Below are 26924 nucleotides of genomic sequence, written 5' to 3' on the forward strand. Positions count from 1 at the left end.
TGTTTTTTAATAGTTAGCATATACAAAATAATTTCACTATAATTCAGGAAGGAGGAATCCATATATGAAGAAAATTCTTGTAGTAGAAGATGAAATTGCCATATCGATGGTATTGAAAGCATATTTGGAGCGGGAAGGATTTGATGTAGTCCAAGTTTACGATGGGCTAAAGGCCATTCCAATGTTTGAAGAAACGAAGCCAGACCTTGTCCTGCTAGATGTCATGCTGCCGGGTAAGGAAGGCTGGGATATATTGAAGGAAATTCGTGAGGACGATACCTGTCCGGTTATCATGTTGACTGCACTGACAGATGTCGATTACAGATTATCGGGATTTAAGTCAGGTGCGGATGATTACATCTCCAAACCCTTCGTTGCTGAAGAAGTCGTGGCCCGGGTGCATGCCGTTTTAAGAAGGTCATCATCATCGGTTGCTACGGAAGATGGTCATGTGCACGAATTTGGGAGTTTAACCATCGATGATTTGTCATATATGGTGCATTTGAATGGGGAAGAGATAAACTTGACGCCGCGTGATTTGTCTCTGCTCGTTTTTTTCGCTAAGCACCCTAATCAAATTTTCACGAGGGAGCAGCTGCTCGACCAGGTGTGGGGCATGGATTATGACGGCAGTGACCGTGCAGTGGACCTGGCGATCAAACGAATCAGGAAGGCGATAGATGGATGGCCGGTAACTGAGGGAGAAATAAAAACCTTGCGTGGATTGGGGTATCAATTGAGTGTCTATGAAAACTAAAAAAAGAACCACTTTACAACGCTATTGGACAAAGAGATACGTATTGACCTTGATTTCCGGTTTGATATTATTATCTGTTTTTTCCTTATGGTGGATGGAAAAAACGGCTTTGGAATATAGGCTCAGCCTTCTAAAGTACTTAGCGGATGAAACATCCGATCGGGCGATTAAGGAAAATGGCCAGATTGTCGTTGGCCCGGTCCTTTCGGAAATTGTTGAGGAACGGGAGAAAATCCTCCATCTGAATCAACAGCCAATCATCTATATCGTCGATCCCGATGCCACCATCATATATACGATGCCACAGTTGTATATCGATCCGGATGAAAATAAACTCCCGGACGTCATCATGAAAAATACGGAGTTGGTGCAGAAGGTCAAGATTTCCGACAACAAAGTATATGTCGTCAAATCCCCCATTACGTTCAATGATGAGACGAGAGGCTGGGTGGTCATTGCCCAGGAAGAAGGGGCATTGAAGGAAATCAACCAAGATCATGGCTTGTTGGCGATCATGATTGGAGGACTTCTGATTCTCGGAACGGGCGTCATTTATTTTCTTTCCAGGCAGATTTCGCGCCCCATCCAAGACGTAGCTAACGCCGCGGTCCAGGTTCGTGAAGGCAACTATGATATCCATTTCAAAGAGGAAGAGGAAATCAAGGAAGAAGAAATCTATGAACTGATAGAATCATTTAAGGAAATGACCAATCGATTGAAGGTCATGGAGAAGTTGCGTGCGGAATTGCTCGCGGGCGTAACCCATGATTTGAAAACGCCAGTCACTTCCATTAGCGGACTGATACAAGCGGTGAAAGATGATGTCGTCAAGGGAGAGCAAAGTAAGGAATTCCTCGATATTTCCTTAAAGGAAACTCAGCGTTTACAAGGTATGATAGAGGATTTACTCAATTATAATGCCATATCGGCAGGCGCTTTTAAAATCCGGGTGCAAAAAGAGAATATCAATATATTCATCAAGGAAATCGCCTATCGCTGGCAGGTGACCCAAGATGATGATCAAGCGTTCGCTTTTGAGATAAAAGTTCCTGATGAACCGGTCTTTGGACAAATTGATTCTTTGCGGATGCAGCAAATCGTCATTAACCTTTTGAATAATGCCAGACATGCACTTGACGGCAAAGGGAAAATAGTAATTCATCTTTATGAAAAGGATGAAGAACGAATCTGCATTGATGTTCTGGACAGCGGGCGGGGGATACCCAAGCATGAACAGCAATATGTGTTCGAACCATTTTATCGAGGCGAAAACAAAAAGTTGAAGGTACGCGGTTTAGGTTTGGGACTGCCATTCAGTAAGATGCTCGCAAAAGCGCAAAAGGGAGATCTTATGCTTAAGGATAGCAATGAACAAGGCACCATCTTCACGATTGTCATAGAAAAAGCGGATCAAATATAAAAAAGGGTTGTCCTTGTAATGGACAACCCTCTTATTATGCAGAATGCTAACTAATTAAGCTAATTGGCTGATTGCCCGCCATAATTGTACATGACGGACCTTCCTTGGAAGGAAGCGTCCCATTTCCTCTTCATTATATCCTGCATGCAAGTTCTTATGGTCGAAAATGATCGGCCGGCGAAGTAAATCCGGGTTATCTTGAATAAGCTTGCAAAGATCATTAAGCGGTGTATTATTTATATCGATATTCAGGCTTTTGAATTTTTTGGAACGGGTTGAGATGATTTCATCTGTCCCGCCTTCCGTTTTACGTAAAATCTCTTTTATTTCTTCTATAGAAAGAGGTTGGGAATATAGGTTACGTTCATTAAAGGAAATTTCGTTCTTCTTAAGCCAAGCTTTTGCTTTACGACACGCTAAACTGCTTGGAGTAGTATAAATTGTTACCATTAAAATCGACTCCTTCAAAGTTTTCAAGTTTATTGGAATGAAATTATTTTTATATTTGTGATACTCTTACTTTAACGTTTCTTTGTGTCAGCAAGATGTCAAGAAAAATAAACTTAAATGTTATTTTAAAAGGAAAGGGAGAAAATGAAATGAAATCTGCCTTTAATGAAAAAGAAATGGTTTGGGTAATGAAACCGAATAAGGACCTGCATATGCCGATATTTAATAGTGGTGTGAGAGAAGTATCATGACAGGGGATTTTTGGTCACCAGTCAGGCTATCGATACAAGTAGCGGGACTGGCGGGTATCCTTGTTTTCATTTTAGGAATTTTCCTGGCACGAATGATGGCTAAAAAGCAATTCAGGGGAAGAGTCCTGTTGGAAACAGCGTTTTTATTGCCGCTTGTTTTGCCGCCGTCCGTCGTTGGTTTTTTGTTGATCGTGATTTTTGGCAAGAATGGAATGCCTGGACAATTCATTGAAAGGGTTTTTGACCAGCCCCTGATGTTCACGTGGTGGGCTGCGGTCATTGCATCTACAGTGGTAGCTTTTCCGCTAATGTACCAATCCGCTAAAACGGGCTTTGAAGGTATAGATGAAGAAATTGAAAATGCAGCAAGGGTTGACGGGGCCGGCGAGTGGAGGTTATTCCTGTTTGTAACACTCCCATTGGCGGTCAAATCGATCATCACAGGTGCCATCTTAAGTTCTGCGCGTGCGTTGGGGGAATTCGGGGCCACACTCATGTTTGCCGGAAACATTCCCGGACAGACACAAACCATACCGACCGCGATTTATATCGCCATGGACTCCGGGAATATGACATTGGCCTGGCTATGGGTTGCCGTAATCATTGTCATTTCATTCATTATGCTTTTTATCGTGACATACATAAAATGAATGCTGTTTTTCGTATATGCTTATGGATAAGCGAGGTGCGGCTTCTACGTCCTCTTTATGGGTGAATCCGTTTTTTTCGTAAAGGTTTCGTGCGGGAAGGTTCATTTTACCGGTCGAAACGGATATCTTTTCCCAGTCGACGTGTAATTGGAGAGCATGCAACAATGCGTCCGCAATACCCTGCCGAAAATAATCAGGGTGGACGACCATTCTGCAAATCAGCATTTGGCCATTCTCTTTTGTATAAGATATGGCACCAGCTAAGGCATCACCCTTTAAATAGCATAAAAACGTTTCATGGCAATGTATGAATTGTTCATATGTTTCCAATAGAGGAGGTATATCGGCAAAACCGATCATTTCCGCTTCCACTTTATAGGATTCTTTCTGCAGTTTAAATAGCTGCTGGCCATAGTCTGATTCCAGGTCCCGAATTCTCATGATCAAATCCTATCACTCCTTTTCATTACATTATAATGGAAGAGGGGGATTATTGTTTCTAATCAGTCTGTGTTATAATCGACAAACAATATGAACTAATGAAATGAGGAAGAAATTTGTTAACATTTGAAGAAAAATTGAGCATCATTGAAACTTTTCCGGAATTACAGCGAAAAGACGTTTCATTGGGACGTGTGAACTTCCATTATCCAGATAGCGTCCAGGAGAAAAAGATCGTCGTTCAGCACTTGCATCCCAATGGAAATGGGTTCGTTTACGCAGGGCATATGAGAAAAAAAGACACTGACCGTAAAGGGTTTATCAATATACGTGACTATAATGAAGCGGAATTAAAAGAATTGATCCAAAGAAGCGTGGATTACCTATCTGAACCTCCGGCTGAAATCGAAGAAGAGGAAAACGAGTTCGCTAGGTTGGAAGGGGCATGGATTGGCCCTGAAAAGCAAGAGCTTACACTTCAAAAGGAAGACCTGCTTTGGAATGTTTATTCAGGGTCGAATCTTGAGGAATGTTTCGAAAGTCCGGTTGAGGCGGAACGCTACTTATTGGACGAAGGCTTCCGACAAAGCAAGAAGAGGAAAATGTAGAATTTTAGGATAATTTGTCGGTTGATTTACGGCGATAATCTTGTTTTTTTAGGATTTTCCATGATATAATATGAGTAATTATTTTTGTTCGGAAAAGTTTGATAGAAGGATTTACTGTAATAGGATTCCTCTTGAAACATTATCCAGAACCAAAAATAGTAATAAAATGGATTTTTCCAAACACAGGAGGAACTATCATGGTACAAGGTAAAGTAAAATGGTTTAACGCAGAAAAAGGTTTCGGTTTCATCGAAGTTGAAGGCCAAGACGATGTATTCGTACATTTCTCAGCTATCCAAGGTGAAGGCTTCAAAACGCTTGAAGAAGGCCAAGAAGTTTCTTTCGAAATCGAGCAAGGCGCTCGTGGACCACAAGCTGCTAACGTTCAAAAATAATTGAACGCATATAAAAAAAAGACTCCGATATTGGAGTCTTTTTATTTTTCTTTTTTTTCGGCGATTTCCCTTAATGCTTTGTCCAATTTTTCTTCGATCCGTTTAGTACGATTAAAATGCCCTGACAGGAAAAAGACGATGAATATAACGAAAGCGACAAGCACTAGCATAAAAAGAATAGGCAGGAACTGGGTTGCAATCTCAATCATTGGATATCATCTCCTTTTTTCTTCCATTATACTTCATGCTTACCGTTGCTATGATTGAGGGAGCCGAGTTTTAAAAAAAACACTGAAAGGGGATATGCGAAAACGCATATCCCCTTTCAGTCAGTTCTGGAATAGCGAGGCGAACTTTTGAAGTCTGTGCAGGTCTGATTCTTGATACATCTGTTCTATCTTCAATGTCACCAATAACTGGCTCTTGGCAAATAACATGTCCCGGAAATGATCGACCGCCCCACAAAAATGATTATAGTTGGTTTCGCCAGTGCCGAAGACTCCCGTTTTCAGGCGAGCAATAGGCAACTGTTCCAGTTCTTTATAAAAGGCAGCTGATTTAGCGGGAAGCTCCCCATTGCCCCATGTATAGGTGCCGACGATCAATGCATCGTAATCCGGCAATGTACGTAAATCGAATTCATTCATTCGATATAGGAAAGCCTCAGGTAAAAGGGCAGCGAGGGCTTCAGCAAGCGCTTTTGTATTGCCGCCGGCAGAATGATAGACAATGGCAATCTTACAGCTCATCGAACCCATTGCTGGCATTTACTTGACTGTAAGTCCTTGACTTCTGTTCGAAGAAATCGGTTTTGGTAAGGCCGATGGATTCATCATCGAACGTTTTGATCCATGGCATCGGGTTCTCGCCATACTCTTTATACAAATTTTCAAGGCCTAGCATACGTAACCGTTTGTTGGCGATATATTCGATGTACTCATTGAATTCTTCCAAATCGAGATCGGCTTTCGTTTGGATATCTTCGAGCATATATTCAGACCATTCCTTTTCGAGTTCGACTGCTTTTTCAATCGTTGTATAGATGAACTTCGTGTTTTCTTCATTATTTAACTCAGGATATTCATACATCAAGATTTGAACGAGCATGCCAATGAAATCGAAATGGACCATTTCATCGCGATGAATATAGGATATCATCGTAGCGGAACCGGTCATTAGATTTTGGCGTCCTAAATTATAATAAAAAGCGAAAGCCAGATAGAAATAAATCCCTTCAAGGTTCGTTGAATGGATCAGTGCCTCGAATAAATGCTGAGGGCTGGGATCGTCCACGAACGTTTGATAAGCATCAACGATCGGTTGGTTACGCTTAATCACTTCAGGATGTTCTTTAATGCGGTCGAAAAGCTGTTTTTGCTTGCCTACCGGAATCAAGGAAGCAAGGATATAGGAATAAGACTCATTATGGATCGATTCCTGCTGGGCCATGTTGGCCAGGATAGCTTTTGCCGCCGGATCTTTGATGTACCGAAGGATCTCTACTAAAGTGGGTGTTTGAAGACTGTCCATTCCAGCAATCATCGTAAGGATATCGAGAAAAGCGTCCTGGATATCTTCATCCAATTCGCCCCACTGCTTTTTATCCTGAATCATGTTCACGCTCGAAGGCTTCCAAAAGTTATTGATGAGCTGTGTATAGGTATCATAGAATTTTTCATACTGTATATCGTTCCAAAGGAGGAAGCCTGAAGCTTCTCCTTTGAAAACACCGGTTGCCTTTGTTGGATGCGTCGGTTCGAGCATCCGAATTTTTTTTATATGATTGGTCATTCGTGAAAACTCCTTTAAGAATAGATTACTGGGTCATGATTGACGTTAACTTGAACAGCTTTCGCAGGCATTGTCATATTCGGAAGACGTCGAACGAACATAATACGTTGATTTCAACCCGCTTTCCCATGCCGTTAAATGGATATCCAAAAGGACCTTCGCTTTGATTGTATTGTGTACATACAGATTAAAGCTGATTGCTTGGTCAATATGGCGTTGGCGGGCTGCATTTTGCCTGATGCTTTCCAGTTGATCCAAATTGAAGCGCGTCTTTTTATAATATTCATACGTATTTGGCGTCAAGCCTGGTGCGGTCACCTTGAATTTGAAGTTTTTCTTTTCTTCGTAAAATTCAATTTCATACAAAGGATCGATTCCATCCGTGGAATTACCGATTTTGGCTGTCGATGAATTGGGGGCAATCGCCATTAAATAGCCATTACGGGTTCCGTGCTCCTGCACGTCTGCTTTTAAATCCAGCCATTTTTGATCTGTATAGTCACGCAGTTCGAAATAGTCCCCTGTATGCCAATCAGAACCTTCAAAATATGGGTAAGATCCTTTTTCCTTGGCCAATTCGTTGGATGCCTTGATAGTTAAGTAAGCGATCTTTTCGTATAAAGCATCTGCATAGCGAACAGCCTCATCGGATTCCCAATAAATATTCTGTGTGGCAAGTAAATGATGCCATCCAAACGTTCCTAAACCAATCGCACGGTACCGTTTGTTCGAGATGGATGCTTGTTTGACAGGAAGATTATTCACATCAATGACATTGTCCAGCATACGGATCTGAATGGGAATCAATCTTTCCAGAACATCGCTGCCCACCGCTCGGGGCAAGTTAATGGATGAAAGGTTGCAGACAACGAAATCGCCGCTTTTACGAACCACAACAACATCTCCATCTTCTGTTTCATATTCATCCGTGATCGTCGAAGGGCTTAGGTTTTGGGCAATCTCCGTGCAAAGGTTAGAACAATAAATCATACCTTTATGTTTATTCGGATTCTTCCGATTCACTTCATCGCGGTAGAACATATACGGTACGCCTTCTTCTAATTGAGAAATCATGATGCTTTTCATGATGTCCATCGCATTGATTTTCTCAAAGCTATAGTTTGGAAGCGTGCCATTTTCTGCGGCCTCGACAGCAAGTGCATAATGATTCCTGAAGCTTCCTTCGCCTTTCTTTTCGTCATAAAGATCTTCAAGTGAAAATCCAAGGGTTTGCTTAACGGTATGCGGATCGAAAAGATACCATTCTTTTCTGTCGCGTACAGCCTCCATGAATAAATCCGGTATGCATACACCTGTAAAAATATCATGTGCTTTTAATCTGTCATCCCCGTTTTGAGTCTTCAAATCGAGGAAGCTCATGATATCTTTATGCCAGGCATCCAAGTAAATCGCGATGGCACCTTTACGTTGACCCAATTGATCGACACTAACAGCTGTCTGGTTGAATAGTCGAATCCAGGGCGTCGTGCCTGAACTGTTTCCAGAGAAACCGCGGATATCGGAACCAAGCGAGCGAACCTTACCGACGTAAAGACCGACACCGCCGCCGAATTTAGATACTTTTGCGGCATCGTAGTTTGATAGGTAGATTCCGTCAATGGAATCTTCAATTGCGTCGATAAAGCAGGAGCTTAACTGTCCATGTGTTTTACCTGCATTGGAGAGTGTAGGAGTCGCAACGGTCATATAAAGGTTGGACATGGCCCAGTATGCTTCTTTTATCAGTTGCAGGCGGTGCTCCTTTTTTTCCATTCGCATGATTTCCATCGCGATGATCATGAAACGTTCTTGCGGCAGTTCGAAGACCTTGTCCTTTTTTGGGCGGGCCAGATAGCGGTCATTCAATAAGTAGATGCCTATGTAAGAGAATAATTTATCTTTTTCCGGGTCGATCACCGATCCCAATTCCTCAATTTCCGCTTTTGTATATGAAGATAGCAGTTCTGGTTTATAAATGGGATAACGCTGACCTTCCGATAGCTGGGAGAGTTCTGTGATCAGCTCATAGAATGGGCCATAACTCTTGCCTTCATATCCTCGATTGGCTTGTGCATCCCTATACATTGTATTCAACAGTTCTGCTGCAGCAACGAAAGTCCAATCCGGTGCATCGATATCCACGCCTTCAAGAGCGAGCTGAATCAGTTTTTTTGATGCCTGTTCTTCGGTTGAGTCACTTTTGCGATCAAGCCATTTTGTAAAACGCCTTTTGAACTTTTCCATATCGAGACGGCCTTCGAATTCCTTCGATAACGTCTCAAGCTGGATGGATTTCGCTTCTGTGTCATTTTCACTTATGGTAGAGTTATATGTTTGAGTCATTAATAATCCTCCTTGTTAACTTCCGCTAAAATAAAAAAACCGCCCAAAGAATTGAGCGGATCAAACGATAGAATAAAAGAGCCATGAAAAAATAGCCGTTATACTATCGTTTCATCATCTCAATCCCCGAAGAATAAGAAACGTGAAAAATTCAAGGCAGGTCTCCTGACTCATGATCATCCTACTTTGAGTCCTTCCCGTATAGAGAGCTATACAGTGGTTTTCTCATTTCGTCACATTTACAGTTGCGGGGACAGTTCCGGGTTTACACCGGATTCCCTTTTCAGCCATCACTGGCACCTTGGATTATAAAAATTCTATATATAGTTATTGGAATTGTTTATGTAATCAATATCTAGTATTTCTGCTTATATTATCGTAAGCCATATACGATGATAATTCAACTAATATATTTGAAAAAAACCAACCCTTATCTATTGACAAAGTGATGGAAGAGGGTAGGGGAATGAAAGATTTTATGGGGGAATGGATAAATCAAGCGCTGATTTTACGGGATTTTGTGTTAAAATAAAGTGTCTAGTAAAGGTGGCTCTCCCTTATTGCAATGAGGGGATTCGCGGAAAAATTTTTATGAAAAAGGGGATAAAATCTTGGAAAAAGTATTAGTTTTTGGACATAAAAACCCGGATACAGACACAATCTGTTCAGCAATCGCTTATGCAGATCTGAAAAAGCAGTTAGGTATCAACGCTGAACCAGTTCGTCTGGGTGTAGTGAATGGTGAAACTCAATATGCATTGGACCAATTCAAATTCGATGCTCCCCGTCTTGTGGAAAAAGTTGCAGGGGAAGCTGATGGCGTAATCCTGGTCGATCATAACGAACGCCAGCAAAGTGCTGAAGATATTGACCAAGTCCGTGTGTTGGAAGTTATCGACCATCACCGTATCGCTAACTTTGAAACAAGCGATCCATTATATTACCGTGCGGAACCAGTTGGCTGTACGGCAACCATCTTAAATAAAATTTATAAAGAAAACGGCATTGAAGTCCCTAAAGCAATCGCAGGTCTTATGCTATCTGCCATCATTTCCGATTCTTTATTGTTCAAATCCCCGACTTGCACGGGGCAAGACGTTGCGGCAGCAATGGAACTGGCTGCCATTGCAGGAGTCGACGCTGAAAAATATGGCTTGGAAATGTTGAAAGCGGGTGCTGACTTAAGCGACAAAACGATTGCCCAGCTCATCACTCTTGATGCAAAGGAATTCTCCATGGGAATGGCTAAAGTGGAAATAGCACAGGTCAATGCTGTTGATCCGAACGAAGTCCTTGCTAAGCAAGCTGAATTGGAAGCAGCGATTGAAGCGGTCATCGCAGTGAAGGAATTGGACTTGTTCCTATTCGTCGTAACGGATATCCTGACTAATGATTCCGTTGCCTTGGCCCTTGGTAAAGCGTCATATGCAGTTGAAAAGGCATATGACGTTTCATTAAACAATAACATCGCCGTGTTGGAAGGCGTTGTATCGCGTAAAAAACAAATCGTGCCGGTCTTAACCGACGTATTCAGCAAATAATACAGGAAAAGGGTTGCTCATTAAAAACATGGGCACCCTTTTTCTGTACATTCAAAAAAAGACTCAACCATCCCATTAAGGGTGTTTGAGTCTTTTTTCTTAATTTAAAGATTCCTTTTCTTTTTCATAGGCGATGACAATCAATTCTTTATTGGCTTCCTCGCCAAGTTTGCTTTCAAAGATTTTCAGTTCATTCAATAAATCCGGTGACAGATTTGCTGCCGTATAATCCTGTTCTGGTGTCATGCTTTTCGCTCCTTTCAAAAGGAAATGATTCATGTTATCTATTTTGTCGGTTTGAAAAGTTTCTATTCAGCAGAATTTTACTTCTTTAAGATATTTTACTTTCTGAGGTGGCGAGTTTTTCAAGCAATGTCGAACTTTCTTCATCGAGTCCTTGGACTTGGACAGGTATTCCCAAGAGCTGATATTTAAGAATAACCGTATCGACAGCACCGACTGCGGAATCATCCCAGATTTTGGAATGGGAGAAGTCGATGACGATTGCATCGGCTTTTTCCTTGAAGTCGAACTTTGAAATAAAGTCCTGGACAGAAGCGAAAAATATTTGTCCGCTGATACGATAAGTGATTTTCTTAGCCTGGATGTCTGCCGTTTTCTCTACTGCCACTTTAGAAATTTTAGCCGAGAAGAAAATCATGCTCAATAGCACTCCGGCAAATACCCCTTTTGATAAGTCATGTGTATAAAGGACAATGAGGACCGTCACGATCATCACGGCTGCATCCGACTTAGGAGCTCTAGTGAGCCTCTTTAGGGAAGACCAGTCAAATGTCCCGATTGAAACCATGATCATGACTGCGACAAGTGCAGCCATCGGTATTTTGATAAGGACATCATTCAATACCACGATTAATACCATAAGGAATGCGCCCGCTACAAATGTCGAGAGCCGGCCCCTTCCACCAGATTTAATGTTGATACCGGATTGGCCGATCATCGCACATCCTGCCATGCCGCCAAAACATCCGGCGATGATATTCGAAATCCCCTGGCCTTTTGCTTCCTTATTTTTATTACTGTCCGTGTCAGTCATCTCATCGACAATTTGAGCCGTCAATAACGATTCAAGCAGTCCAACAAACGCAAGGGCAATGGAATAAGGGAAAATGATCGCCAAAGTTTCGAAGGTCAAAGGGATGCCTGGAAGCATGAACATCGGAAGCGCTTCGGTCAATTGCCCCATATCCCCAACCGTCCGCACCGTAGCCCCCATGGTAACCGCAACGATCGTCATGAATATGATGGCGACAAGGGGTGAAGGTATGACTTTCGTGATCAGCGGAAAAAGATAAATGATAGCTAATGAAACGGCTGTCATGACATACATGATCCATGTTTCGCCCACGAAATGGGTGAGCTGTGCCGTGAAAATCAAGATAGCTAAAGAATTCACAAAACCAGTCATGACCGGCTTCGGAATGAACTTCATTAATTTCCCGATTTTTAAAACCCCTAGTAAAATTTGCAGCAAACCAGTCAATATGGTTGCAGCAAGTAAATAGTTCAAGCCATGATCTTTAACAAGGTCGACCATGACGAGTGCCATTGCGCCAGTGGCAGCCGATATCATTCCCGGCCTTCCGCCGACAAAGGAGATGACGATGGCAATGCAGAATGAGGCATATAGACCAACCATTGGGTCAACGCCAGCAATGATCGAAAAGGCAATCGCCTCAGGAATCAATGCCAAGGCAACGACAATTCCCGAAAGAACATCTCCTCTAACGTTGCCGAACCATTCCTTTTTGTATGCAGATGTATTCAAAGAAACACTCCTTCTTTCTTATATATATGGGTTCATTTCTTTTTTAACGCACTAAATTATAGCATGAGTCCTTTATTCTATCTATATGGATAATATAAACGACAAATCGAGGGCTATTCATTTCTTATCGTACGAAGGAAAAATGCTTTAGGAGAGAAGAATTGGTGCAAAAGTTGATTGAGCTATCATGTGAGGGAAGTCAATTATATGGAGGTGGGCGAATGCATACATGTCATGCTTGAATAAAGTCAGTCGAATGGGATTTCCGTTAATGGCTTGGCCATTTTTGACGTAAGGGGCTCCTATGGGCTTTTGTAAAATTCCCGCTAGGGGGAGTGGAGTAAAACGGTAGAGATCTAATTCATAATTAAAAATCAAAAACATGGATTTCCCTTTCCTACTAGCTTTACGCCACCGATTGGAACCGATTCATGACATTCTACGCGATACAATCTAATGATTACTTCATGATTTATATCTTATCGAGCCCATTATAGGTTGACCATACATTTACCATTCATATAATGAAAAAAAGATCGTGCTCTAACTGTGTCAATATGTGGGCGGGAGGTAAGAGAGTTTTTTATCGGAATGGTATTTTCCCTTTTACCATATATGTAAGTGGTGAGGGTGAAAAGCCAGCTCTATCAAAGTTTGGGAGTAGGAACCGTCATGGTGTTAAGGGGCTATTCCTCATCAATGATACTGGATTTACATAAAGGACATGTTACTTCTTTATAATGCTTGAACCTGATCTTTCGAAGGTCGCTTCTGGATAACATTGCGAATGCATTATATCTTGTGCCACATGCACAAGTATTTTTATCTTTAACTATGTGTCTCTCATCCGTAGTAGCTGAGTAAATGGTTGGAAAGAACATATATAACCCTCCTTGCTTTAATTTTAGGCAAATTAAAAAGGGGCAAGAAAATTAATTATAAAGTGATCCATTCAAGAAAAATCTTGGCAACCCGGCTGCCATGACAACTAAGTTGTTGGTTTAGGCCCGTGGCTTTGCGTCTTTTACTTTCATAAAATTTGCCTAAAATAATCTTAACATATAATTTGATGTGTTTATGAAGTGCAGGAAAAATACTTATCAGTTTATGGGTGTGTCATAAGAGTTGGTGAACTTTTCGGATAGGCATGAACGTGACCCTTCAAATCTCTTTTCCTTGATTTCTCTTCGATCATTCCCCATATAAAAAAGCTCCAGAAGTATCGAGCACTACAGCTGTATGAGCATTAAACATGAGAAAGCACGCTTCCAGATGGAAGCAGGCTTTCTTGCCAAAAATGTGATTAATGTGATCTGGCCAACTCCGGATTACGGTGCATCGCGAAATAGAGGACAAGTCCGGCTATGAGGAGTAACGTGCTGGTCGTGATGAAGACGGCAGAGAATCCGTAGAAACCAGCAACCATTCCGCCCATTGCGGGTCCGATGATATTGCCTAAAAAGCGCAGGCTCGTATTGTACCCAAGCACTTCCCCCTGCATTGCGACAGGCGCTTCTTGGCGAATGTAGGCAATCCTTACAGGGATGATGCCGCCTATTGCCATGCCTAGTATGAAACGTACAAAGACAAGCTGCCAAAAATGATTGATGAAGGCACCGGGAAAATAGACAAGAGCTGTCAGAAAAAGAAGCAGCACAAGAATCTTCACATGTCCATGCCGATCACCTATCTTGCCCCAGTGACGCGCCATCAATAAATTCCCCAGGCCTGCTGCAGAAAAGGCGATTCCTGAATAAAAACCAAGATTGGAAGTTCCATGCAGCTCACCAACGTATAAAGAAAGAATGGGCTGGATGCTGAAGTGGGCAACTTGGACAAGCGTGGAGATGAGCATGACATTCACCAAGATGGGATTCCTTAAGATATGTGAGAGAACCTCCCTGCTAGTATAGCTCGACTTCGTTCCCTTCTGCCGCTCCATTCGGTACTCCTTGGTTGCAAAAACAAGAAGACCAGAGATGAAAATGGTGATGGAGGTGAATTTAAAGGCGGTTGAATAGCCGAGTGTGTCTGCAAGCACGCCGCCAAGCAATGGTCCGAAAAGGGGAACCGGTTATATTTCCCGTTTGTAAGGTTCCCAGTACACGTCCGGCAATTTCTTTTGGTGTCTGCGTTGATATGAAGGCCTGGGACATGGAAATGAAGCCAGTGAATATTCCTGTGAACATCCTTAGGACGAATAGCTGCCAAACATTTTCGACGAATCCCATCAGGAAGATGGACAGGCCCATCCCAAAGGCGCAGGCAATCAAGATTTTCTTTCTGCCATACCGGTCACCAATCCGTCCCCAAATGGGGGAAAATAAAAAGGCTGTCACGAAAGTGATTCCAAAAGTCCATCCGGACCAATGCTGGATATATTGAGTCGAATAATCTCCGAATGTACCAATGTATAAGGATATGAATGGGAGAACCATCGTCATGCTCCCGCCTATGAAGAAATTGGCGAACCACATGATGAAAAGGTTCCGTTTAGCTATTTTATGAGCGTTCATTTTACATACAACACTTCTTTCCTCCGAAAAAAACTTCGGGTTCCTAAATAATAGTATACAGAAATTAACTAATTTATTAAACGAATTTGTTTAACAGGTTTTTTAATGAATGGGCAAATGGTATAATGTGAAAATACTGATTTTTCAGAAAAGTTAAATAAACAAAAGGTTTTCATTTTTCCAATTAAAGGAGTTTTAAACATGTTGACGATTTTAGGGTTTTGTATGATTTTAACGTTTCTGGTCTTGGTCATCACGAAGCGGTTATCAGTGGTTGTCGCTTTTATCTTCACGGCGATAGCTTTTGGTCTGATTGGTGGGTTTGCCTCGGAAATGGGAGATATGATGGTTGCGGGTATTTTAAAGGTGACACCGACAGCAGTCATGATCGTTTTTGCTATTCTGTATTTTGGTTTAATGATTGACGTTGGTTTATTCGAGCCCATGATCGCTAAAATACTGAGTTTTGTAAAAGGAGATCCACTAAAGGTTGTCATGGCAACCGCCATTATAACCATATTGGTAGGTTTGGACGGAGACGGTTCTTCTACATTCATGATCACTGTTTCGGCCATGCTGCCGCTTTATATCAAATTAGGGATGAACAGGCTCGTATTGGCCTGTGTCGTTGGTTTGGCCGCTGGCGTCATGAATATGATTCCTTGGGGAGGTCCTTTGGTCAGGGCGGCCGCTAGCCTTCAGGTGGAAGTATCGGAGTTATTCATACCTCTTATTCCAGTCATGATTTGCGGTCTTTTATGGACGCTTTTTTCGGCATATGTACTTGGCAAAAAGGAAAGGGAGAGATTGGGAGTCGGTTCCCTGGAGACGAACATGCAACCAGGTATGGGCGAACAGGCGGCAGCTGTTGAAACCGCACCTCAAGGAACATCCAGGCTTTTTTGGTTTAATTGGTTCTTGACGATTTTACTGATGGTTTTGCTGGTGATGGAAGTGCTGCCGATCCAAATCTTATTTGCCGCTGCTTTTGCGATTGCACTATTCGTTAATTTTCCGAACCCAAAAGAACAGCAGGAAAGGATTTTAAGTCATGCCAATAGTTTCGTGATGATTTGTACACTCATTTTCGCAGCAGGGATTTTTACGGGTGTATTCACGGAAACAAAGATGATGGATTCGATGGCTGCTTCAATCGTAACTGTCATTCCGGAGTGGCTCGGGGCACATTTGCCACTGGTGGTAGCGCTGACGAGCATACCGATGGGGTTCATTTTTTCACCTGATGCCTATTATTTTGGCATTCTGCCAATCATAAGTGAAACGGCATCGAACTTCGGCATTGCCCCTGTAGAAATCGGAAGGGCGGCATTATTAGGTCATTCGACCGCAGGGTTCCCCTTATCACCATTGGTGCCTGCAACATTCATATTGATTGGCCTTGTAGGCGTGGATTTTGGGGATCATCAAAAATTCCTGTTTAAATGGGCGTTTGGGACAACCATCATCATGACGATCGCAGCCATTACTTTCGGGGTCATCACTTTGTAAAAATGTGAGCCCATTAAGCTATAGTGTAATATCCTTGTCTGTGAATTTAGTAAGGTGTTCACTCTCGGTGGTGTAATCTATTTTCCTATTTATGCCGTTATCTGTTTATTCTTCCATAATAGTGGAAAGTAATAAGAGGAAGATACATATAAGAGAGTGGAGGGAAGTTATCATGAACTATAAACAAAAGCTTATACTGCCTATATGTGCTGCCTTTTTACTGTATGGATGCAATTCAGCGGATGATTCAAAAGAGGCCGATAATAATGCTGAGGACATGACTACAGTGGGACAAGGAACAGATACAGAGGTTGATCCGCAGGTGAAAGCGGAAGTTAAAGATGTAGAAGGTAAAACACTTGGGACGGTGAACTTTACCGCTGAAGAGAATTCTGTAGTGATCGAGACCGCTTTGGAAGGTCTTGAGCCAGGCTACCATGGATTCCATGTTCACGAGAACGCAGCATGTGAGGCGGATGCCAAGGATGGCCCTTTCACTACAGCGGGAGGACACTTCAACCCAACAGATGAAACGCATTCTAAACACGCAGGTGATATGCCCCCTTTATATGTAAAAGAAGATGGGACAGCAAAATATACGGCAACATTGGATAACATGACAATAGACCAACTGAAGAAAGAAGAGCTGGCTGTAATCGTTCATGCTAACCCAGACAACTTTGCCAATATTCCTGATCGCTATGAAGCCAATGGAGAAAAAGGACCGGATGCAGATACTTTGAAAACTGGTGATGCAGGCGATAGACAAGCTTGCGGGATTGTTGTAAGTGCAGAGGCAAAATAACATGAATGAAGAGCGATTCCTCTAAAGAGGAATCGCTCTTTTCATTGAAGGTAGGACTGCAGACAGCTAAAATCTAAAAGCTGAAACCATTCTTTTTACGAATTAAGAAGGTTTTTTCTATTGTGATATAGAAGTAAGAATGGAAGTAATATTGCAGTAAAAGCAGATGGCATTAAAAGATCAAAGTTAATTCTTACAGCGGAATGAAGTCCAAAGCATAGGTTTAATATAGAAAAATAAGATTTGATTGAATCCATAAAAAAACCCGAACAGGGATCATGTCCACTGATTCGGGTTTGCTAAAATCATTTTGCCGTAATGGAATCTTCGATTAGCTGTAATCTCTCAGCCACTTCTTCTTCAGAAAGGTTATGCTCGACTACATAGCGATTACGCGGATGCACTCGGCATTCATGGGTACAGCTGCGCATATGTTTGTGTTCGTTCTCTTCGCTGCAAAGGATTTTCTTGTTGCATTCAGGATTTGCGCAATTGACATAGCGTTCACAAGGTTCGCCGGAATAAATATCGCGTCCGACAATTACATGTTCCTTTTGATTGATAGGTACGGCAATCCTTTCATCGAAAACATACATTTGGCCATCCCATAGCTCACCTTGGACTTCGGGATCCTTCCCGTATGTTGCGATGCCGCCATGCAGCTGGCTTACATCTTCAAAGCCTTCTTCGACAAGCCAGCCGGAGAATTTCTCACAGCGTATACCGCCAGTGCAATACGTTAGGATTTTTTTGCCTTCGAACATTTCTTTATTTTCCCGAACCCATTCCGGAAGTTCACGGAAATTCGTGATTTCTGGCTTGATTGCACCCCTGAAATGTCCTAAATCAAATTCATAGTCATTTCTGGCATCAAGGACGATGGTGTTTTCATCTTGCATTTGCTCGAAGAACTCCTTCGGGCTCAAATATTTGCCTGTCGTCTGGTTCGGGTTGATGTCGTCTTCCAAGCGAAGCGTTACAAGTTCATTGCGTGGACGAACATGCATTTTTTTGAATGCATGGCCTTCAGCTTCATCTATTTTAAACACGATATCGGCAAAGCGGGGATCGCTTTTCATCATGTCCATATATTTGTCGGTTTGTTCAATCGTACCTGAAACCGTTCCGTTGATACCTTCTGAAGCCACCAAGATACGGCCTTTCAATTCAAGGGCTTTACATGCCGCAAGATGCTCGGCTGCGAATTCTTCGTGATTCTCGATAGGTACATACAAATAATAAAGTAATACTCTATATGGTTTTGTTTCCATTTTTTATTTACCACCTATGTTTTATATTTGCAAGATATAAAGGGTGATCATTTAGACACTTTTCTCTTACAGATAATCATTATACCAAGAAAACGTAAAAATGATAAGGCCATGAAGAAAAATCAAGAGGAGTTGTATCGAATGTTGAAAGAGTTAATGAGATACCCAATCATTCAGGCACCGATGGCAGGAGGAGCTTCCACTCCGAAGCTTGCGGCTTCAGTATCCAATGCAGGAGGATTGGGCTTTCTCGCAGCTGGCTATAAGAATGCGGAAGAGATGAAGGACGAGATAGGGCAGACCCGTCAGTTGACTGAACGCTCTTTTGGCGTGAATGTATTTGTGCCAGGCAACGAGGCGGCGGATGAAAATATATTATCTGGCTATCGTGAAAAGATCGAAAAAGAGGCCGAGAGCGTCGGGGCTGAGATTGGAAAAGCCGATAGTGATGACGATGATTGGGGAAATAAACTACATGTATTGAAGGATACTGGGGTCGCGGTCGTCAGTTTTACGTTTGGATGTCCAACGGAAGATGTAATAAGGGAGCTCCAAGATGTCGGTTCCCTTATAGCCGTGACAGTAACCAACCTTCAGGAAGCGAAGAAGGCGGCGGGAGCAGGCGCGGACGTTCTATGTGTGCAGGGGTTTGAAGCAGGGGGGCACCGGGCCAGCTTTGATAACCGCACAGAAGATGATTACGGCCTTTTAGTATTGATTCGGATGATAAAGGCTGAGCTGGACTTACCGATCATTGCCGCGGGCGGACTGATGCATGGAAAGGATATCGCGGCCGTGCTTGAAGCGGGAGCAACAGCGGCACAATTGGGTACCGCTTTCCTTCGCTGTCCCGAAAGCGGGGCAAGTCCGGTCCATAAGGCGGCGCTGGGGAATCCCCGATTTACTAAGACTGCTGTTACCCGAGCCTTCAGCGGCCGGAGGGCACGCGGGTTGGTGAATCACTTTTTAACGGAATATGATAGTGTTGCACCGGTCGCCTATCCTTATGTCCATCACATGACCAAACAAATGCGAAAAGCAGCCGGACAAAAGAACAATCCTGAATTGATGGCTTTGTGGGCAGGACAGGGTTATAAGTTGAGCAGGGAACTTCCTGCATCGGAATTGGTTGAACTGCTTGTGGATGAATTAAACTGAGGAGGGTTTGGATGCTGATGGAGATAAGGGAATTATTCTTGGATGAGCCACCCCCGATGCATTTATTGCTTTTGGCAGATCCTTCAAGGAAATTGGTCGAGGAATATTTTGGAAGCGGAACGTGCTTTGTTGCCGTGGGTGATAACCGGATGATCGGCGTTTGTGTTTTACTGCAAAAAGGCCCGGAACTGATAGAGATAATGAACATCGCGGTCGATGAACAGTACCATGGAAGAGGAATCGGCAGGCAATTAATTGAACATGCGATAGGCCATGCAAGGGAACAGGGATATAAAATGATTGAAATCGGAACGGGGAATTCGGGGATAGGGCAGCTTGCCCTTTACCAAAAATGCGGTTTTAGAATAACCGGGGTCGATAGGGATTTTTTTAATAGAAACTATTTCGAGGCCATTTATGAAAATGGGATTCAGTGCCAGGATATGATTCGCTTGTCACAAAGCTTGGACTAAGCAGGGATCTTCCAAGTCTGATGGAAAAGCTTACAGACAAAATCATTGCTTAGGGGGTAATGAACTTGTTCTTTGGTGATATGATTTATCTTCTTTTTGCTTTACTAATGCCGTTTTTATTTGCGATTGGCGTTTTCATATTCATTCGATCAACGAAAAGGCAAAAGGATTCTTTATCGAAAATTCGTAAAGACTCACATGAAAAATAGCACTAAGAGAAAAGAGTGCAAAACAACGGCACTCTTTTTTCACATTTTCACCTTTCTAAAAAAGCTTCCAAATTCCTTTTCACACTAGGCCATTCATGCTCGAGAATACTATAGACCACCGTATTCCTGATCCTCCCATCTTGCAGCTTTTTCTCCATCCTCAAAATCCCTTCTTCAAGGGCGCCGAGCCTGGTTATTGCGGAACGTGATCTTTTGTTGCATTCGTCCGTCCTGAATTCAACCCGTTTCATTTGCCACTTTTCAAAAGCATGCTGCAATAACAAGTACTTACATTCAGTGTTAATGGCTGTTCGCCATTTGTCGGGATGATACCAAGTCGCGCCGATTTCCAGCGATTGATTATGAAAGTGAATATTCCTTAAGCTCGTGCTGCCAACTACCGAATCATCTGTCCGATCGATAACGACAAATGGATGATGAAGTTCCTGTTCCCTTGCTCGAATGCCTTCCTTTACATAGGAGATCGCCTCTTCATATGACAAAATCTTTGTTGCACTCCATTCCCATATTTCAGATGGCAGGGAAGCGGCGTAAAGCGGTTCGATATGATGTTCCATCATCGGGGTGAGTATCACGTGTTTACCGTATAATTCGAAATGCTCCATAGTTTCCTCCTCTTGATTGATATCTTCATTATAAAAATATTCTGGTTCTGCAATAAGGACCAATGCTGATATAATTTATGGAACCAGTTTGAAGGAGGACCAAATGTTTGAAATCACTCTAACCCTAGATAAAACGAACAAAGAGGCTTTATATGTGCAATTGTATAAATACTTTATAAAGGAAATCCAGAATGGACAAATAAAGGCCGGAATGAAACTGCCTTCTAAACGAAAACTGGCCTTGCATTTAGGGATAGGCCTGAATACAGTTGATACGGCTTATCAGCAGTTGATGGCAGAAGGATATGTGGAAAGTCAATTAAGGAAAGGTTATTACGTAGCCGATTTAGAACCGATTTCAGCTTTGAATGAGCCGTTGCCTGTAACAGAAGGGATGATGGACCCTCTGAATGAAAGAAATGAGATAGATTACAATCATGGCCGGGTGGACGTGGATTCTTTCCCGCATGCCGTATGGAAAAAATGCTTGAACAATACGTTGTATCTACAGGAAAGGGAAATGTTCTTGAGCGGTGATCCGCAAGGTGAATGGGGGCTTAGGGCTGAGATTTCATCCTATCTATTCCAATCAAGAGGAGTTCGCTGCGGGGCTGATCAAATCATCATTGGGGCAGGTACCCAGTATTTCATCCATCTTCTGCGGTTACTACTTGGAAATGAGCGGGTATTTGGGTTAGAAGACCCTGGCTTTCATCGGGTAAGGGAGGTACTGAGGCTGGAGGGGGCGGTTACGGAATTCATACCTTTGGATGAAAGTGGAATGAGTGTGGACTACTTGAAAGAGAGTACAGCGGATGTAGCCTATGTCACACCTTCCCATCAATTTCCTTCCGGTATGATCATGCCGATAACTAGGCGGGTGGAATTATTGAATTGGGCGGTGGAAAAAAAAGGGTATATCATTGAGGATGATTATGACGGGGAATTCCGACATGCAGGCAAACCGATTCCGTCGTTGCAGGGATTGGACACAAATGGAAGGGTCGTCTACCTAGGCACGTTTTCAAAGTCGTTCATCCCATCGATCAGGGTGGGATTTATGGTGTTACCCATGGAGTTGTCTTGCCGATTTCAGCAGAAGTTAATCGGATATAAACAGACCGTTTCCAGACTGATTCAGGAAACGCTCTGTCTTTTTATGAAAAATGGACATTGGGAACGCCATCTGAATAAAATGAGAACGATTTATCGTAAAAAGAATAAGGTGCTGCTGAACGCAATGGAAGAGAGCTTCCATGATCGTGTAGCCATAATCGGTGAAAAGTCAGGGTTGCACGTTCTTTTAAACGTAAAAAACGGCAGCAGTGAGGCAGAGCTCATCCAAAGGGCTGCCAGTGTGGGGGTTAAAGTCCACCCAACATCGGTTTATCATTCAAAGAAAGTGAAAGATCCGACTATTTTGATTGGGTACGGTGGTTTAACCGAAAGGGAAATCGAAGCTGGAATCCGGCTTTTAAAAAAGGCATGGCTATAGCTTGGTGTGAAAGTAAGGAAATTCCTTGCTTCACACTTATTCTACAATGATACAAGCTACCCATTTTAGTTTCTTATATTATTGAGGATTTTAAGGACCGTCTGGAAAAATACTTCCTGTTCTTCTTCAGTAATGCCTTCCAAGGCCTTTCCTTCGATTTTTTCTGCAATCTTAAGACATTTTGTATGTACCTCTTTGCCCCGGGGGGTCAGTTCGATTCGTTTTTCCTGTTCATCTTTACCAGGAACTTGTTTAATCATATTATTCTGTTCCATGCTGTTGACCGAACGTGTGATGATCACACTGTCTACATCCAGGTAACTGCAAATATCGGGGATTGTGGAATAGCCACAGTTCTTTAAGTAATTCAGGATTGTCCACTGATTATGGTAAATTTCAAGGGCTGTAATTTGTTCATTCATTTTGCTGACTAATGATCTCGATACTTGTAAATATTGATGAAATAATTGAGTAGGGTTCGTCATATGATTCTCCTTTATAATGGTCGACCAGTCCATTATATTCTTTAATTCTTAAAAGTCTATTGTAAAGAATCATTTATTTCAGTCAATGTTTATTTTTGGAAGCAAAGCGGGGGAAGGTAAAATTCTGGCAATGAATGAATTGAGGGAAAGCTCAGTCTTCCCAAATCTCAAACAACAAAGGGGAAGCATCTGCACAATCACAAGAAGAACCTTAATCATGATGGAATATATTTCAGCCTAGAGACAAATTCGAGAATTCATGTTTGCCTGCAGTTTTTTTGTGGTTTGTCCATTTGGGCGTTTATTTCCGTTCCAGGCAATCGCTTTCCGCGGGCGGTCCGGTGAGCCTCCTCGGCTTGCACGTACGGGGTCTCCCTTGGACGTGCTTTCCCCGCAGGAGTCTCGAGCACCCGAATCAATTTTGTTATAACATTTAGTTAGAAACCATACCTGAGGAGTTGAAGGTGCTGCCGGTACATCAATTAAAGATAGATATGTTTTCCGGACCCCTTTTAGTCTACTGCTTGTAATATATGATGGGAAGAATATATTTTTCTTTGAAATGGTCCATAAGTGCCGACGAAATTGGTAAAAGTAAAAAACGCGCTGAATGCAGTATATCCTGCAAACAAAAACCAGCCTCTAAAAAGTGGCTGGTTTTTGTTTAAAACTTCTCGCTGGTGGAGCGGTGCTTTGTTTCTTTTTTATTTCGTTCTTCTTGCTGTTCATATTTAATTTCATCAATTGGTAAATCATCAATGGGCATGACCACTTGATCACGTTCCAGCTGTTTTTCCTGATTTTTCTTGAAGGCCTTGGATTTATCATTACGCTCCACAATATACTTTTCTTTATCTTTATTATCCAATGTCAATCCCTCCATCTCTTTGTATCTCTTTTTCCCCTTATTGAGAAAATAAAACGTATAAGCGAAATATATGTGACCCCGTTTCATAAATATAAGGAGAACAGGAAAGTGCAAGGAGGGTTTGTTCAGTGAATGTCGCCGTCTTTTTTCGCTGGTTTTGGAGGGGGATTCTCCTTTTAGTCATATTAATCGTCATTCCCTATTCATGGGCGTTGATTTTAGCGTTGCTCACCGCCATTCTTTTGGATGGATTGGTCCGCATGATTGGTGATACGGCAAAGTTGCATCGTTTTTGGGCCGTATTGATTTCATTTGTTTTATATGTAGGCGGGCTTATGAGCATCACTTATTTTTCTTTTTCGGTATTAATCAAGAAGGTCATTGTCTATTCGGAAGAATTTCCCGGTTTCATACGTGAAGTGTATTTGACGGCTATATTGCCAGTCATTAGGCAATGGGAACGGTATTCCCAAACTTTGCCGCCAAATCTCATCCAATCGGTGGAACAGACGATGGAAAAGGGAGTCATGGCTCTGGAGGGGTTCGCAGAGGGCTTTGTTCAGGATATGGTTCAGTTCGTTACACTCATTCCGGGATTTTTCATTGACTTTTTAATTTACTTAATCGCTTTATTCTTAATCAGTCTTGAATTGCCTAAATTAAGAAAAAAGGCAGTCCTTTATTTAAAGACATCCACCTATCAAAAGATTTCGCTAGTTTATCAAGATTTAAGTATGGCAGCCGTAGGCTTCATAAAGGCACAAATCCTGTTGAGTTTAATAACGTTCATCATGGCTTATGGAGGACTTTGGTTGTTAAATGTGAAGTATATGATTCCATTGGCACTGTTAATAGTGGTTGTGGACATTCTTCCTATCTTGGGGACGGGATCTGTGCTGGTTCCATGGGCAGCGATCGTTTGGGCTCAAGGAAATCATCATCTTGGTATTGGCCTTATCATCCTATTCCTGGTCATTACCATCATAAGAAGGACCATCGAACCAAAAATCTATTCAGCAAATATGGGATTAAGCCCCTTGGCATCGTTGGTCAGTCTTTATTTAGGGTTTAAGATGCTTGGTTTCCTTGGGCTTTTCCTTGGACCTTCGATACTGATTGTTTATGATACGTTAAAGAGGGCAGGTGTCATTAAAACCAACTTCAAAATATGAAAGATTATTAGATGTTTTTGGCCTGATTTCTTAAATTTGACATATCTTTTACCGCTTTACCTTGACCGTTGCAATGATTACAGTCCCGGGAAAAGAATTGAAGATAACGGGTTTTCCCTTTCCCTTTGCAGTGCTGGCAAATGGTTATGAGTTTCATGATTCTTCACTCCTTCAAAAAGTATCGCTTTTTTAACAGTATGAAACAATAAAGGTAGAACTATACTTCATGTAATCATCCAATGTTAAATGAAGCAGGTTTTATATAATATGTATTTATTTTATTTCATGTACCAGTTGAAAAAAATAACCCCCGCTCCTATTGTTTTAGGAACGGGGGTTATTATCATGAAACGATTTCGGTTTGTGATATGATCGGGAATTCTTTCACTTCGCTTACGACTTTTGCTTGTTTATATATTTCAATATAACGAATATGGTGATCTTCCATTTCCTTTATCCTGAAGTTATAGGGACCATAAGTCAGGATATCACCTTGTTTGGCCTCATAATCCTCGGTAAGGATCCATCCGCCCATCGTATCAATATCTTCATCATTGATATCCAATCCAAGTAAATCATTCACTTCACTGACTAATACCTTGGCATCGATGATGTAGTGATCTTCTTTTAATTTGCGGACATCGGGAACTTCATCCAGATCGAACTCATCGCGGATATCGCCAACGATTTCTTCAAGGATATCTTCAACGGTAACCAAACCTGACGTACCGCCGTATTCATCCATGAGGATGGCCATGTGGATCCGTTCCTTTTGCATTTTTAAAAGTAAATCGTGAATCGGGATACTGTCAATGACACGGATGATCGGACGAACATATCGGTCGATCGTTGACGCTGCCTGATTGTTTCTGTCTATCATTTCAGTGAATAGCTCTTTGATATTGACCATTCCGATAACATGATCCTTATCACCGTCAATGACAGGATATCGCGTAAAATTCTCTTCCGCCATTACGGTGAAAAACTGCTGGATTGTATCATCTTTGGATACCGTTGCAATTTCTGTACGTGGAACCATGATTTCTTTTGCGATCCGATCATCGAATTCAAAAATCTTATTCACATATTTAAACTCTGATTGGTTAATTTCGCCACTTTTGTAGCTTTCGGAAACAATGATTCGAAGCTCTTCTTCTGTATGAGCCAAATCATGTTCGGAAACCGCTTTTAATCCTAGCATTCTTGTAAGCGTCCTTGCAGAGCCATTCAGTACCCAGATGAATGGATACATGACTTTGTTAAAGGCAATTAAAGGTTTCGAAACCAATAATGTTACTTGCTCCGCTTTTTGAATCGCCAATGTTTTCGGTGCCAATTCTCCAACAACGACATGTATGAACGTAATGAAAGAAAAGGCAATTGCAACCGAGAGTGCATGTGAAGCTGAATTTGGAAGATTCAATTGATTCAAGAGTGGGTGCAAAATGTTTTCAACTGTCGGTTCTCCAAGGAATCCTAGCCCTAGAGCTGTAACGGTAATTCCGAGCTGACAAGTTGAGAGGTATTCATCCAGGTTGGAGATGACCTTCTTTGCTGAAATGGCATTCCTCGTTCCTTCTTCAATTAATTGATCGACCCTCGTGCTTCTCACTTTAACAATCGCAAACTCCGTAGCTACAAAAAATGCTGTTAAAGCAATTAAAATGGCAATAAGAACCAAGTTTATTATGTCCAAATAGTCTCCCTTAACTCGCCTTCGAGACGAATAAGGAGTACACCTCCTACATTTTTAAAATATACAAGTATATTTTTTTTGCCGTGCTGAATATTTTCGGGATTGCTTCAAAAAGGCGTGGCCATAGTTGTGCAGCCGTTTGAACTCCCATTTCTTTTAGTGATGAAGAGAATAATAGTATATGCCGATTAGCGATGCGTAGACG

At 42.0% G+C, this 26924-nt stretch carries 26 protein-coding genes, 1 pseudogene and 2 riboswitches; of the genes and pseudogenes, 13 read left to right on the top strand and 14 right to left on the bottom strand.

Annotated elements, in window-relative coordinates; all coding sequences use genetic code 11:
- Positions 1–64: 64 nt before the first annotated feature.
- Positions 65–757, top strand: coding sequence for a response regulator transcription factor (locus MKX49_RS03615; protein WP_072272516.1), 693 nt, complete (start codon positions 65–67; stop codon positions 755–757).
- Positions 747–2177: a HAMP domain-containing sensor histidine kinase gene (locus MKX49_RS03620; protein ID WP_340878459.1), complete on the top strand. Its 1431-nt coding sequence runs from the start codon at positions 747–749 to the stop codon at positions 2175–2177. The genes MKX49_RS03615 and MKX49_RS03620 overlap by 11 nt, the downstream gene beginning before the upstream one ends.
- Before the next feature lie 54 nt (positions 2178–2231).
- Here MKX49_RS03620 and spx read toward each other — a convergent pair whose 3' ends face one another.
- Positions 2232–2627: a transcriptional regulator Spx gene (gene spx, locus MKX49_RS03625; protein WP_034314875.1), complete on the bottom strand. Its 396-nt coding sequence runs from the start codon at positions 2625–2627 to the stop codon at positions 2232–2234.
- 247 nt (positions 2628–2874) lie between these two features.
- On the opposite strand from spx, the gene modB reads away from it, so the two are divergent.
- Positions 2875–3528, top strand: a complete 654-nt coding sequence (gene modB / locus MKX49_RS03630) for a molybdate ABC transporter permease subunit (protein ID WP_323597877.1) — start codon at positions 2875–2877, stop codon at positions 3526–3528.
- On the opposite strand, the gene MKX49_RS03635 is transcribed toward modB, so the two are convergent.
- Entirely contained in the window at positions 3490–3969 is a 480-nt protein-coding gene (locus MKX49_RS03635) for a GNAT family N-acetyltransferase (protein WP_251543557.1), read from the bottom strand. The two genes, modB and MKX49_RS03635, sit on opposite strands and share 39 nt — an antisense overlap.
- Positions 3970–4085: 116 nt before the next feature.
- On the opposite strand from MKX49_RS03635, the gene MKX49_RS03640 reads away from it, so the two are divergent.
- Entirely contained in the window at positions 4086–4577 is a 492-nt protein-coding gene (locus MKX49_RS03640) for a hypothetical protein (RefSeq protein ID WP_048678038.1), read from the top strand.
- Positions 4578–4774: 197 nt separating this feature from the next.
- A complete protein-coding gene (locus MKX49_RS03645; protein ID WP_028393295.1) occupies positions 4775–4972 on the top strand; it encodes a cold-shock protein in 198 nt (65 codons plus the stop codon).
- A gap of 41 nt (positions 4973–5013) precedes the next feature.
- Here MKX49_RS03645 and MKX49_RS03650 read toward each other — a convergent pair whose 3' ends face one another.
- From MKX49_RS03650 to MKX49_RS03665, 4 genes are all read right to left on the bottom strand, one after another.
- Positions 5014–5181 carry a hypothetical protein gene (locus MKX49_RS03650; RefSeq protein WP_340875047.1) on the bottom strand — a complete coding sequence of 56 codons (168 nt, stop codon included), beginning with the start codon at positions 5179–5181 and terminating at the stop codon, positions 5014–5016.
- A gap of 120 nt (positions 5182–5301) precedes the next feature.
- On the bottom strand, positions 5302–5739 hold the full coding sequence (locus tag MKX49_RS03655) for a flavodoxin domain-containing protein (RefSeq protein ID WP_057275730.1): 438 nt from the start codon (positions 5737–5739) through the stop codon (positions 5302–5304).
- On the bottom strand, positions 5711–6763 hold the full coding sequence (locus MKX49_RS03660; RefSeq protein ID WP_034314867.1) for a ribonucleotide-diphosphate reductase subunit beta: 1053 nt from the start codon (positions 6761–6763) through the stop codon (positions 5711–5713). The genes MKX49_RS03655 and MKX49_RS03660 overlap by 29 nt, the downstream gene beginning before the upstream one ends.
- Positions 6764–6808: 45 nt before the next feature.
- Complete coding sequence (locus MKX49_RS03665) at positions 6809–9106, bottom strand: ribonucleoside-diphosphate reductase subunit alpha (RefSeq protein ID WP_340875050.1); 2298 nt, start codon at positions 9104–9106, stop codon at positions 6809–6811.
- A gap of 138 nt (positions 9107–9244) precedes the next feature.
- Positions 9245–9425: riboswitch (cobalamin riboswitch) on the bottom strand.
- Between the two features lie 292 nt (positions 9426–9717).
- Here MKX49_RS03665 and MKX49_RS03670 point away from each other — a divergent pair.
- Positions 9718–10647 carry a manganese-dependent inorganic pyrophosphatase gene (locus MKX49_RS03670; protein ID WP_340875052.1) on the top strand — a complete coding sequence of 310 codons (930 nt, stop codon included), beginning with the start codon at positions 9718–9720 and terminating at the stop codon, positions 10645–10647.
- Positions 10648–10746: 99 nt separating this feature from the next.
- Here MKX49_RS03670 and MKX49_RS03675 read toward each other — a convergent pair whose 3' ends face one another.
- From MKX49_RS03675 to MKX49_RS03685, 3 genes and pseudogenes are all read right to left on the bottom strand, one after another.
- A complete protein-coding gene (locus MKX49_RS03675; RefSeq protein WP_340875054.1) occupies positions 10747–10893 on the bottom strand; it encodes a hypothetical protein in 147 nt (48 codons plus the stop codon).
- A gap of 85 nt (positions 10894–10978) precedes the next feature.
- Positions 10979–12436 carry a SulP family inorganic anion transporter gene (locus tag MKX49_RS03680; protein WP_340875056.1) on the bottom strand — a complete coding sequence of 486 codons (1458 nt, stop codon included), beginning with the start codon at positions 12434–12436 and terminating at the stop codon, positions 10979–10981.
- Between the two features lie 963 nt (positions 12437–13399).
- Positions 13400–13490, bottom strand: a riboswitch (cyclic di-GMP riboswitch).
- 249 nt (positions 13491–13739) lie between these two features.
- Positions 13740–14952 (bottom strand): annotated as a pseudogene (locus MKX49_RS03685) (MFS transporter).
- A gap of 201 nt (positions 14953–15153) precedes the next feature.
- On the opposite strand from MKX49_RS03685, the gene MKX49_RS03690 reads away from it, so the two are divergent.
- Positions 15154–16461: a CitMHS family transporter gene (locus MKX49_RS03690; RefSeq protein WP_406594846.1), complete on the top strand. Its 1308-nt coding sequence runs from the start codon at positions 15154–15156 to the stop codon at positions 16459–16461.
- 172 nt (positions 16462–16633) lie between these two features.
- Positions 16634–17266 (top strand): superoxide dismutase family protein, encoded by a 633-nt coding sequence (locus MKX49_RS03695; protein WP_323597882.1) that lies wholly within the window; start codon positions 16634–16636, stop codon positions 17264–17266.
- A 305-nt stretch (positions 17267–17571) separates the two neighbouring features.
- Here the strand turns inward: MKX49_RS03695 and trhO are convergent, their stop codons facing one another.
- Positions 17572–18537, bottom strand: coding sequence for an oxygen-dependent tRNA uridine(34) hydroxylase TrhO (gene trhO / locus MKX49_RS03700; RefSeq protein ID WP_048678052.1), 966 nt, complete (start codon positions 18535–18537; stop codon positions 17572–17574).
- Between the two features lie 81 nt (positions 18538–18618).
- Here trhO and MKX49_RS03705 point away from each other — a divergent pair, with 81 nt between their 5' ends.
- The 3 genes from MKX49_RS03705 (at position 18619) to MKX49_RS03715 (ending at position 20377) form a co-directional block, all read left to right on the top strand.
- Positions 18619–19695, top strand: coding sequence for a nitronate monooxygenase (locus tag MKX49_RS03705; RefSeq protein ID WP_445670157.1), 1077 nt, complete (start codon positions 18619–18621; stop codon positions 19693–19695).
- 17 nt (positions 19696–19712) lie between these two features.
- Complete coding sequence (locus MKX49_RS03710; RefSeq protein WP_340878460.1) at positions 19713–20168, top strand: GNAT family N-acetyltransferase; 456 nt, start codon at positions 19713–19715, stop codon at positions 20166–20168.
- Between the two features lie 65 nt (positions 20169–20233).
- Positions 20234–20377: a hypothetical protein gene (locus MKX49_RS03715; protein ID WP_161922753.1), complete on the top strand. Its 144-nt coding sequence runs from the start codon at positions 20234–20236 to the stop codon at positions 20375–20377.
- Between the two features lie 47 nt (positions 20378–20424).
- On the opposite strand, the gene MKX49_RS03720 is transcribed toward MKX49_RS03715, so the two are convergent.
- Entirely contained in the window at positions 20425–21003 is a 579-nt protein-coding gene (locus MKX49_RS03720; RefSeq protein ID WP_340875063.1) for a GNAT family N-acetyltransferase, read from the bottom strand.
- Between the two features lie 103 nt (positions 21004–21106).
- Between MKX49_RS03720 and pdxR the strand changes: the two genes are divergently transcribed.
- Positions 21107–22498: a MocR-like pyridoxine biosynthesis transcription factor PdxR gene (pdxR, locus tag MKX49_RS03725; RefSeq protein WP_340875064.1), complete on the top strand. Its 1392-nt coding sequence runs from the start codon at positions 21107–21109 to the stop codon at positions 22496–22498.
- Positions 22499–22563: 65 nt separating this feature from the next.
- On the opposite strand, the gene MKX49_RS03730 is transcribed toward pdxR, so the two are convergent.
- Together MKX49_RS03730 and MKX49_RS03735 are read right to left on the bottom strand one after the other, a co-directional pair.
- Complete coding sequence (locus MKX49_RS03730) at positions 22564–22983, bottom strand: MarR family winged helix-turn-helix transcriptional regulator (RefSeq protein WP_034314851.1); 420 nt, start codon at positions 22981–22983, stop codon at positions 22564–22566.
- 664 nt (positions 22984–23647) lie between these two features.
- Positions 23648–23851, bottom strand: a complete 204-nt coding sequence (locus tag MKX49_RS03735; RefSeq protein ID WP_340875066.1) for a hypothetical protein — start codon at positions 23849–23851, stop codon at positions 23648–23650.
- Positions 23852–23979: 128 nt separating this feature from the next.
- Here MKX49_RS03735 and ytvI point away from each other — a divergent pair, with 128 nt between their 5' ends.
- On the top strand, positions 23980–25023 hold the full coding sequence (ytvI, locus tag MKX49_RS03740) for a sporulation integral membrane protein YtvI (protein WP_340875070.1): 1044 nt from the start codon (positions 23980–23982) through the stop codon (positions 25021–25023).
- A gap of 343 nt (positions 25024–25366) precedes the next feature.
- On the opposite strand, the gene MKX49_RS03745 is transcribed toward ytvI, so the two are convergent.
- The gene (locus MKX49_RS03745; RefSeq protein ID WP_048678061.1) at positions 25367–26719 is read right to left on the bottom strand and encodes a hemolysin family protein; all 1353 of its coding nucleotides are present in this window, start codon (positions 26717–26719) and stop codon (positions 25367–25369) included.
- Between the last annotated feature and the right edge of the window lie 205 nt (positions 26720–26924).

Origin of the sequence: Peribacillus sp. FSL M8-0224 (assembly GCF_038003055.1) — a bacterium.
GTDB classification, from domain to species: Bacteria; Bacillota; Bacilli; order Bacillales; family DSM-1321; genus Peribacillus; species Peribacillus frigoritolerans.

Excerpts from the sequence above, each read along its gene's own strand:
- spx (WP_034314875.1), bottom strand. The coding sequence starts at position 2,627 with ATGGTAACAATTTATACTACTCCAAGCAGTTTAGCGTGTCGTAAAGCA.
- modB (WP_323597877.1), top strand. The coding sequence starts at position 2,875 with ATGACAGGGGATTTTTGGTCACCAGTCAGGCTATCGATACAAGTAGCG.
- MKX49_RS03690 (WP_406594846.1), top strand. The coding sequence starts at position 15,154 with ATGTTGACGATTTTAGGGTTTTGTATGATTTTAACGTTTCTGGTCTTG.
- pdxR (WP_340875064.1), top strand. The coding sequence starts at position 21,107 with ATGTTTGAAATCACTCTAACCCTAGATAAAACGAACAAAGAGGCTTTA.
- MKX49_RS03730 (WP_034314851.1), bottom strand. The coding sequence starts at position 22,983 with ATGACGAACCCTACTCAATTATTTCATCAATATTTACAAGTATCGAGA.
- MKX49_RS03650 (WP_340875047.1), bottom strand. The coding sequence starts at position 5,181 with ATGATTGAGATTGCAACCCAGTTCCTGCCTATTCTTTTTATGCTAGTG.
- MKX49_RS03635 (WP_251543557.1), bottom strand. The coding sequence starts at position 3,969 with ATGAGAATTCGGGACCTGGAATCAGACTATGGCCAGCAGCTATTTAAA.
- MKX49_RS03620 (WP_340878459.1), top strand. The coding sequence starts at position 747 with ATGAAAACTAAAAAAAGAACCACTTTACAACGCTATTGGACAAAGAGA.
- MKX49_RS03645 (WP_028393295.1), top strand. The coding sequence starts at position 4,775 with ATGGTACAAGGTAAAGTAAAATGGTTTAACGCAGAAAAAGGTTTCGGT.
- MKX49_RS03660 (WP_034314867.1), bottom strand. The coding sequence starts at position 6,763 with ATGACCAATCATATAAAAAAAATTCGGATGCTCGAACCGACGCATCCA.
- MKX49_RS03655 (WP_057275730.1), bottom strand. The coding sequence starts at position 5,739 with ATGCCAGCAATGGGTTCGATGAGCTGTAAGATTGCCATTGTCTATCAT.
- MKX49_RS03615 (WP_072272516.1), top strand. The coding sequence starts at position 65 with ATGAAGAAAATTCTTGTAGTAGAAGATGAAATTGCCATATCGATGGTA.
- MKX49_RS03695 (WP_323597882.1), top strand. The coding sequence starts at position 16,634 with ATGAACTATAAACAAAAGCTTATACTGCCTATATGTGCTGCCTTTTTA.
- MKX49_RS03665 (WP_340875050.1), bottom strand. The coding sequence starts at position 9,106 with ATGACTCAAACATATAACTCTACCATAAGTGAAAATGACACAGAAGCG.
- MKX49_RS03710 (WP_340878460.1), top strand. The coding sequence starts at position 19,713 with ATGGAGATAAGGGAATTATTCTTGGATGAGCCACCCCCGATGCATTTA.
- trhO (WP_048678052.1), bottom strand. The coding sequence starts at position 18,537 with ATGGAAACAAAACCATATAGAGTATTACTTTATTATTTGTATGTACCT.
- MKX49_RS03675 (WP_340875054.1), bottom strand. The coding sequence starts at position 10,893 with ATGACACCAGAACAGGATTATACGGCAGCAAATCTGTCACCGGATTTA.
- MKX49_RS03720 (WP_340875063.1), bottom strand. The coding sequence starts at position 21,003 with ATGGAGCATTTCGAATTATACGGTAAACACGTGATACTCACCCCGATG.